Source organism: Achromobacter ruhlandii, from assembly GCF_002082135.1.
GTDB classification, from domain to species: Bacteria; Pseudomonadota; Gammaproteobacteria; order Burkholderiales; family Burkholderiaceae_B; genus Achromobacter; species Achromobacter ruhlandii.
In genome coordinates, this window is sequence record NZ_CP017433.1 from 4,744,413 (window position 1) to 4,752,522 (window position 8,110).

8 protein-coding genes are annotated in these 8,110 nt (G+C 69.3%); 2 read left to right on the top strand and 6 right to left on the bottom strand.

The annotated features are described in order from the left end of the window. Positions 1-237: 237 nt before the first annotated feature. Positions 238-1,575, bottom strand: coding sequence for a sigma-54-dependent transcriptional regulator (locus tag AruCF_RS21520; protein WP_049076041.1), 1,338 nt, complete (start codon positions 1,573-1,575; stop codon positions 238-240). Then, complete coding sequence (locus AruCF_RS21525; RefSeq protein ID WP_049076043.1) at positions 1,560-2,855, bottom strand: sensor histidine kinase; 1,296 nt, start codon at positions 2,853-2,855, stop codon at positions 1,560-1,562. Before AruCF_RS21525 ends, AruCF_RS21520 begins: the two co-directional genes overlap by 16 nt. 158 nt (positions 2,856-3,013) lie before the next feature. Between AruCF_RS21525 and AruCF_RS21530 the strand changes: the two genes are divergently transcribed. Beyond that, positions 3,014-3,382, top strand: a complete 369-nt coding sequence (locus AruCF_RS21530) for a VOC family protein (RefSeq protein ID WP_049076044.1) — start codon at positions 3,014-3,016, stop codon at positions 3,380-3,382. Positions 3,383-3,469: 87 nt separating this feature from the next. Here the strand turns inward: AruCF_RS21530 and AruCF_RS21535 are convergent, their stop codons facing one another. Beyond that, the gene (locus AruCF_RS21535; RefSeq protein ID WP_049076046.1) at positions 3,470-4,375 is read right to left on the bottom strand and encodes a LysR family transcriptional regulator; all 906 of its coding nucleotides are present in this window, start codon (positions 4,373-4,375) and stop codon (positions 3,470-3,472) included. Between the two features lie 188 nt (positions 4,376-4,563). Here AruCF_RS21535 and AruCF_RS21540 point away from each other — a divergent pair, with 188 nt between their 5' ends. Beyond that, complete coding sequence (locus tag AruCF_RS21540) at positions 4,564-5,313, top strand: SDR family NAD(P)-dependent oxidoreductase (protein WP_049076049.1); 750 nt, start codon at positions 4,564-4,566, stop codon at positions 5,311-5,313. Between the two features lie 46 nt (positions 5,314-5,359). Here AruCF_RS21540 and AruCF_RS21545 read toward each other — a convergent pair whose 3' ends face one another. From AruCF_RS21545 to AruCF_RS29585, 3 genes are all read right to left on the bottom strand, one after another. Then, positions 5,360-6,472, bottom strand: coding sequence for an acyltransferase family protein (locus AruCF_RS21545; RefSeq protein WP_049076052.1), 1,113 nt, complete (start codon positions 6,470-6,472; stop codon positions 5,360-5,362). 13 nt (positions 6,473-6,485) lie between these two features. Next, positions 6,486-7,310, bottom strand: a complete 825-nt coding sequence (blaOXA, locus tag AruCF_RS21550) for an OXA-258 family carbapenem-hydrolyzing class D beta-lactamase (protein WP_049076054.1) — start codon at positions 7,308-7,310, stop codon at positions 6,486-6,488. 36 nt (positions 7,311-7,346) lie between these two features. Continuing rightward, on the bottom strand, positions 7,347-8,110 hold a 764-nt coding region (locus AruCF_RS29585), incomplete at its 5' end, for a D-alanyl-D-alanine carboxypeptidase family protein (protein WP_083036849.1).

Sequence of the window (8,110 nt, forward strand, 5' to 3'; positions counted from 1 at the left end):
CGCGGCGGCGGGCGGCGGCACGGCGCGGGCCGCGCCCGCGGCCAGGGCAAGCGCGATGGCAAGCACGGAAGACGTGTATCGGGACATGATGGACTCCTTGAGCCGTCGGTGAACACATCAGGCTTGGATGCAAACCGTGTGCCAACCAGGAGTTCCCGAAAAAACAAGGGCTTGCGCGGTCCGGCGGCGCACCGGTGTCCGATCCGGCGACACGCGGGCGTCACCGGATCGGACACCTCATTGCAGACCGTGCTCGGCCAGCTTGCGATACAGCTGTTGGCGCGACAGCCCAAGGCGGCGGGCGGCCTCGGCGCGGTTGCCGGCCGTGGCCGCCAACGCGCGACGGATCATGGCGCGTTCCAGCGCGGCCACCGCCTCGGCCAGCGGCCCGTCCAGCGCAATGCCGCCTCCGGCCGCGTGGGCGGCGTCGGTGGACTGCAGACCGACGTGCCCCGGCTCGATGGTCATGCCATGGCAAAGCACCGCCGCGCGCTCCATGGCATTGCGCAGCTCGCGCACGTTGCCGGGCCAGTCGTGCGCCAGCAACTGCTGCGCGGCCGCAGGGGAAAGGCGCTTGGGCGCGCCGCCGCCGATGCGCCGCAGGAAATGCTCGGCCAGCAGCACCACATCGCCCAACCGCTCGCGCAGGGGCGGCAATACGATCGGCACCACCTGCAGGCGATACCACAGGTCTTCGCGGAACCTGCCCGCCGCCACCGCCGCCGGCAGGTCGCGATGCGTCGCCGCGACGATACGCACGTTCACCGGCACCACGCGGCCGGCGCCCACCGGCGTGATTTCCCGTTCCTGCAGCGCGCGCAGGATCTTGGCCTGCGTCGCCAGCGGCATATCGCCGATCTCGTCCAGGAACAGGGTTCCGCCCTCGGCCTCGCGCCAGCGCCCGGCGCGGTCGCTGGTGGCGCCGGTAAACGCGCCCTTGACGTGGCCGAACAGTTCGCTTTCCATCAACTCGGCGGGAATCGCGGCGCAATTGACCGCGACGAAGGGCCGCGCCGCGCGCGCGCTGCTGCGATGCAGGGCGCGGGCCACCAGTTCCTTGCCGGTGCCGGTTTCGCCCAGGATCAACACCGTGGCATCGCCGCGCGCCGCCATGCCGATGCGCTTGAAGACGCCACGCATGGCCTCGCTGGCGCTGACCAGTTCGAAATCGTCGACCGGCCCGGCGTCGGGACTGGCGGCGGCGTCGCCCCCTGCCATGACGCTGCTCAGCGCCCGCTCCAGCGTCTCCACCAGGGCGGCGCGCGCCACCGGCTTGGTCAGGTGATCGAAGGCCCCCAGGCGCATGGCGTCGATGGTGTTGCCGCCGCTCGCATAGGCGGTCAGCATGATGCACGGAACGGCGGACACTTCGGCCGCCTTGCGCAGGAACACCAGGCCATCGTCGCCCGGCATGCGCAGATCGACGATGGCCAGGTCCACCGGCTCGGTGAGCAGGCGGTTCAGGCCCGCGCTGGTCGAGGCGGCCTGCAGCACGGCATGGCCCAGGTCCTGCAGCGTTTCCGTCAGGCTGTCACGAAATGCCGCGTCGTCGTCGACGATCAGGATGCGGGCCATGGCAGCTCCATTTCGATGCGGGCGCCGCGCGCGGTGGGCGCCAGCCTGACCTGCCCGGCGTGCGCCTGGATGATTTCCCGCACCAGGGCGAGCCCCAATCCGGACCCGCCTGTGCGCGCTGTCGCGAACGGTTCGAACAGGGTGTCGCGCAATCCGTCCGGCACGCCGGCGCCATCGTCGGCGACCCATAACAGCAAGGCGCCACGGGGGCCACGGGCCGCGCCCAGTTCCACCGCGCCGCCATTGCCGGTATGCGCTAGCGCATTCAACAGCAGGTTGTCGAACACCCGTGCCATCTGTGCCGGATCGAACCATGCACGCGCACCCGCCATGTCGGGCGCGGTCACCGTCAGCCGGACTCCCGCCTTTTGCGCGGCGGCCGCGTGCGCCTGCACCCGTTCCTCCAGGAAAGCGGGCAGATCGAGCGATTGGCGCTCGACGCGGAATGGCTGCGTCAGGGCCAGCAGGCTCGACACCAGGGACTCGAGCCGCTCGGTCTGCGCCAGGACGGCCTCCAGGGCGCCGGCCACCCGCGCCTGGCGCACGGGCTCGGGCGCGGCCAGCGCGTTCTCGACTTTCATGCGCATGGTGCCCAGGGGGTTGCGGATTTCATGGGCCAGGCCCGCGGACATGCGCCCCAGGGTCGCCAGCCGTTCGGCCTGTTGCAGCTGCCGCTGCATGTCTTCCGATTGCCGACGCCAACGGGCGAAGGTGCGGCCAAGCCAGAGGCCGGAAACCACCACCATGGCCAGCAGCAGGCTGATCGCCAGGATCAGCGCATTGATCACGTCGCCGCCGATCAGCGGCACGCGCGTCAGGGTCCAGGCCGCGAGCGGGCGGTTCCCGATCTCGGCGGGACACGCGGCGAATACCACGGCTTCGCGCAGGCCCGGCCGCATGTCGGTGACCAGCCCGGCCCCGTCCAGGGCGCGCTGGGCGGTGGCGCCAATGCGCTCCAGCTCCGCGCTGGGCGGGTCGCGCTTGATGCCGGTGCCGTCATAGGTGGGAAAGGCATAGGCCACCACGCCCGCGCCCGGCTGCCAGAACCCGCCTTCCATGCCGACGCGATCGCGCAAGACAAGATCGAGAATCGCCTGGGCGCCGGGCAGTTCGGCCGCGGGCGCGCGCGGGCCGGGCGGGGCGACCCGGGGCAGGCGCGCCGCCCCGGCGCGCAAGGCCTCGCAACTGACCGCCGCCAGGTCACGCGCGCGGGCCACCTGGGACCCGGCGCCTTGCCGGCTGAGCGCGACCAGCAGCCCGGCCAGCACCAGCGCGACCATGGCGATCCAGAACCAGAGGATCGCCAGGTCTCGACGAATCGATTTCTGCGGTGACAGGATCGCGCTCCTTCGCGGGTACACGCCGGCAGAATACCCGATCGCGCCGCGCGATCGATAGTGTTAAAACCGGATGCTCACCGTAGCGTCGGAGACACCGCATGTTCGATCACATTGGCTTTGGCGTCAGCGACATCGACCTCAGCCGCGAGTTCTTTCTCAAGGCGCTCGCGCCCCTGGGCGTGAGCCTGGCCATGCAAGGCCCGGCCAGTATCGGCCTGGGCCGGCAGGGGAAACCTTCGCTGTGGCTCTATCCACAGGCCCGTGTCGCCGGGCCCTTGCACATCGCCATCGCGGCGGACACCCACGCCCAAGTGGACGCGTTCCACGCCGCCGCGCTCGCCGCCGGCGGCAAGGACAATGGCCCGCCCGGCCTTCGCCCCCACTACCATCCCCACTACTACGCCGCGTTCGTCATCGGCCCCGATGGCCACAACGTGGAAGCGGTGTGCCATCGGCCGCAGGCATGAGGCGGGACGCTCGCCAGGGCGCCGGACTCCCCTCTCGCGAGGAGTCCGGCCACACCGCCGCCATGACGAATCACGACAGCCGCGATCTCAGGGCCTGAGCCGAGGCGGCAGGTTTTCCATGAGCCAGTCGATGAACACACGCAGGCGCTGTGTCACGTGGCGATTGTGCGGATAGACCACATGGAACGGATAGGGTTGGGGCCGCCAGGGTTTCAGGATCTCCACGAGCGCGCCACCGTCCAGCGCGGCCCGGGCCGCATAGGTGAACGTCTGGATGATACCCAGGCCGGCCAGCGCCGCGGCCAGATGCGCATTGCTTTCGTTGACACCCACGCGATGCTCGGCCTTGATCTCCCGCTTGTCTCCGTCCCGCTCGAAGCGGAACGGAAATGCGCGTCCGTTCTGCGGGGAAAGATAGCTCACCAGCCTGTGGCCGTTCTTCAGCTCCTCCGGATACGCCGGCGTGCCGAAGTGCTTGAGGTATGCCGGCGCGGCGCAAGTGATGAGATCGGCCGTGCCGATATGCCGCGCCACCAGCGAGGAATCGTCAAGGGGGCCGCCGCGGATCACGCAATCGACGTTATCACTGATGAGATTGACCGTACGATCCGACACGCCCAGGTCGATCCGTATGTCGGGATACCGCGCAAGAAAATCCGGCATGGCAGGGATCAACACATCGCGCGCGGCGGAGCCTCCGACATCGATGCGCAGGTACCCTTTCGGCCTGCCCTGCCCCGCATTGAATGAGCTGTCGATGTCTTCCAGGTCGCGCACGATGCGCAAGGCCTTGTCGTAGTAATCGCGACCTTCCGGCGTGACGGTGACGCGGCGCGTCGTGCGCTGCAGCAGGCGCACGCCCAAGTGCGTTTCCAGGTCCTGAACCAGCTTGCTGAGCGTGGCATTGGGCATGTCGAGCGAGTCTGCCGCCCGAGTGAAGCTGCCTGCCTCCACCACCCGCGAAAAGGCGCGTATGGCCGTCAACTGATCCATGCGGATTTCTTCTCCCGGAGAAAGCGAATTATCCACATGCATGGATAGTTATTTCAATTTTACAGTATTTATTCAATATCCAGTGGTCCTTAAAGTGACGCCATACCCTGCAACGCCAGCGCTTCGGAATGCATCCGGCGCCGTGAGACGTTGACGGGCAACCGAGCAAAAAGGATCTGGAAAACACCATGAATCAGCAACTGAACGGCAAGATCGCACTCGTCACCGGCGGCACCACCGGCATCGGCTTTGCCGCCGCGCAGGAATTGGCGGCGCAGGGCGCGCGCGTGTTCATCACCGGCCGGCGCCAGGCGGAACTGGACGCCGCCGTGGCTGCCCTGGGCGGCGCGGCGGCCGGCATCCGCGCCGACGCCGCGGTGCTGGGCGACCTGGACAATGTCTACGCGCAGATCGCCCGGACCGCAGGCAAACTGGACATTCTGTTGGCCAACGCGGGCGGTGGCGACATGCTGCCGCTGGGCGCGATCACCGAGGAGCACTTCGACCGCATTTTCGGCACCAACGTGCGCGGCACCCTGTTCACCGTGCAAAAGGCGTTGCCGCTGCTGGTCGATGGCGCTTCGGTGATCCTGACGGCCTCGACCGTGTCGATCCAGGGCACCGCGAACTTCAGCGTTTACAGCGCCAGCAAGGCCGCCGTGCGCAACTTCGCCCGCTCCTGGGCGCTGGACCTCAAGGATCGGGGCATTCGCGTCAACGTCGTCAGCCCGGGGCCGATCCGCACGCCAGGCCTGGGCGGACTGGTTCCCGACGAGGCGCGCCAGGGCTTGTTCGATCACCTGGCCGCGCAGGTGCCGTTGGGACGCCTGGGCGAACCGCGGGAAATCGGCAAGGCCGTGGCGTTCCTCGCCTCCGACGCGGCCAGCTTCATCAACGGCATCGAACTATTCGTCGATGGCGGCATGGCCCAGGTGTAAGTGGCCGCAGGCCTCCCTACCCGCTCCCCCTTGCTCCACGCGCCCGTCAACGCAGTCCACGGCCAAGCCGCCACGACCGCCGCAGGCGCAGGTTCAACGGCGTGGAATACGCCCGCGACACCAGCGCGCCCAGCAGACACGCGCCAACGACACTGGCCAGCAGCAAACCGAGCCTGGCGTCGCCCACGTATTGCGCGGGCGGCAGCCAGGTGCGCAACAGGCCCAGCACCAGCAGGTGCAGCAGGTAGATCTCGTAGCAGTCGCGGCCGCAGCGTCCGAGCAGGCGCCGCGCCAGGCCGGGTGAAGACGGGACGATGGCCGGCCGGCCAAGCAGCAGCAGCGCCGCGCCCAACGCCATTGCACTGACGCCCAGCACATTGCTCTGGCTGATCGGCCATGCCAGGTAGAGCGCGGCCATGCCAAGGCCCGCAAGCCTGCCCACGCCGGGCCGCCGTGCCGCCGGCCAAGCCTGGCGCCGCGCCAGCAACGCGGCGCAGCAGCCGATGGCGATCGCGTCGAAACAGGCGAGATAGCCGTACAGCCAGGCCTCGCCATCGCCCTGGTTCGCCAGCCGGTAGAGCGGCCCCGCAACGATCAGCAGCGCGGCCAGCGCCCGCAGCCAGGCGCCACGGAGCAGCACGCAGGCCAGCGGAAACAGCAGGTAGAAGGCCATCTCGACCGACAGGGACCACATCACGCCCAGCGCATAGTTGATCCATCCCTCGCGGATGACCAGCACGTTCATCCAGGCGCCCAGCGCGGCGGCGTTGGCGGTCCAGAGCGACACCCCGCTGCCCGCGCGGTTGCCGAACAGCGGCAGGCCGGCCAGCGCCAGCGCGTCGACGGCCGCCAGTGTCAGCGCCAGCGTGGGCAGGATACGCGCCAGGCGCAGCAGCCAAAAAGGCGCCGGCCGGATGGCGTCCAGACGGCCCCAGCGCTCGAGCGCGTTGCGGGTGATCAGGAACCCCGAAATGACGAAGAAGATCGTCACGCCGTAGTTGCCATTGCGCGCGATGGCCTGCAGCAGGGGCCAGCCCAGCGCGCTGGCCAACGCCGTATCGCGCAGCGGATAGGCGATGTTGAAATGATGCAGCAACACCAGCAGGATCGACAATCCGCGCAGCATGTCGATGCCGTCGTCGCGCGGCGGGGCGTTCATGGCCGGCGCGGGTCTATTTGCGGGGCGCCGCGACCATGGCGGCCCAGTCGCGCATCAGGCCGTCGCGGGCGCGCAGGCCGGCATTGGGCTGGGTCGTCCCCTCGTCCTGCAGCAGGCGGGCAAACACCAGTTGGCGGTCGTCCTTGCGTGCCCAGCCGACGAACCAGCCATAGGCGTTGGCCGGCGTGTAGACGCCGTGGCTGCCGGGCGAGCCGGTTCCGGTCTTGCCGTACAGGCGCCAGCCGTCGGCTTCGCCGACCTCGAACAGGTTCTCGGCCAGGTCATAGGCAGCCGCCTTGACGGGCAGTTGCCGGTTGACGAACTTGCGCAGGAAGTCCACCTGCTCAAACGGCGAAATGCGCAGCGAGGAGATGATCCACGCGCCATCGGTGCCGTTGTGCTTGCCGGGTTCACCCGAGACGTCCGCGTTGCCATAACCGAACGCGGAGGTGTAGCGCTGGAAGCGCTCCTGCCCCAGCGCCCTGGCGGTCAACTGCGAGTACCAGACCACCGAATACTTGATCCAGCGAGCCGGATCGGTGGGCTGGCGCCAGGCCTCGCCGCCCCAGTCGGGATAAGCGGGCTGGTAGTTCCAGACGGGCTGGTGCGGGCCCTGCAGGATGCCGGCATCCGCGCCCATCAGGGCGATGGGCAGCTTGAAGGTCGAGGCGGGGGTGTAGCGCTGCGTGCAGTCCTGCCGCGTGCCCTGCTGGAACAGGATGCGGCCATCGGCGGCGTCGGCCACCAGGGTGCACAGGACGTCCGCCCGGGCGGGCAGGGTCAGGGCGGACGCAAAGAGGACTGCGCCCAGGGCGCGCGAAACGAGTCGAACTGTCATGGTCGATAGAACCGGATGGGGAAGAACGGGAAAGACTCAGGCATGGTCGGGGCGGCCATCGAGCAGGACCAGCGTCAGGTCGCGATCCTCGACATGGATGCGCATGGCCAGGCAGCGGCCGGCCGCGGCCGAGTTGCCCGTCTTCGACAGGCGCACGTCCCAGCCTTGCGTCCCGACCAGGGGATTGGTGTTGCGAAAGCGCTGCCTGGTGCCGGCCGCATCGACCGTCTCGGCCAGCGTGGTGGTGTCGCGCACGATGCGCGGATACGCGGCGGCGGCGCTGACGATCCGGCCAATGTCCACGGCGCTGGCGCGATTGCCGTCCGACAGGCCGGTCGGCTCCTCCAGCGTGGTGTGCTCCAGGCGCAGCGCGGCGCTCTTGCGCCGCATGGCCTGGGCGAATGCCGCTTCGCCGCCGGGATAGGCGCGGGCCAGGGCGTGCGCGGCGCGGTTGTCCGATGCCATCAACGCCAGCTTGAGCAGGGTGTCCAACGTGACGCTGGCGCCCACCGGCAGCGGCGAAGCGGCGCCAGCGGCGGTGGCGCGCGCATCGCGCTCATCGATGCGCACGGTGCGAGACAGGTCAGGCGCGGCGTCCAGCACCACCATGGCGGTCATCAGCTTGGTCAGCGACGCGATCGGCACGGCGTCGTTCTCGGCGCGGCCCAGCAGCGTCGCGCCCGACCGGGTGTCCAGCACCAGCACATGAGAGGCGCCGCTGGCCTCGACCAGGGCACGGATCCCCGGCAGGCGCGCCATCAGGCGTTGCGCTTCCTGCGCCGACAGGGGCTGCGCCGGCC

What these genes read in the sequence shown, in the direction of transcription:
- AruCF_RS21545 (WP_049076052.1), bottom strand. Translation starts at nt 6,472, where the DNA reads ATGAACGCCCCGCCGCGCGACGACGGCATCGACATGCTGCGCGGATTG.
- AruCF_RS21540 (WP_049076049.1), top strand. Translation starts at nt 4,564, where the DNA reads ATGAATCAGCAACTGAACGGCAAGATCGCACTCGTCACCGGCGGCACC.
- AruCF_RS21520 (WP_049076041.1), bottom strand. Translation starts at nt 1,575, where the DNA reads ATGGCCCGCATCCTGATCGTCGACGACGACGCGGCATTTCGTGACAGC.
- AruCF_RS21535 (WP_049076046.1), bottom strand. Translation starts at nt 4,375, where the DNA reads ATGGATCAGTTGACGGCCATACGCGCCTTTTCGCGGGTGGTGGAGGCA.
- blaOXA (WP_049076054.1), bottom strand. Translation starts at nt 7,310, where the DNA reads ATGACAGTTCGACTCGTTTCGCGCGCCCTGGGCGCAGTCCTCTTTGCG.
- AruCF_RS21530 (WP_049076044.1), top strand. Translation starts at nt 3,014, where the DNA reads ATGTTCGATCACATTGGCTTTGGCGTCAGCGACATCGACCTCAGCCGC.
- AruCF_RS21525 (WP_049076043.1), bottom strand. Translation starts at nt 2,855, where the DNA reads ATGGTCGCGCTGGTGCTGGCCGGGCTGCTGGTCGCGCTCAGCCGGCAA.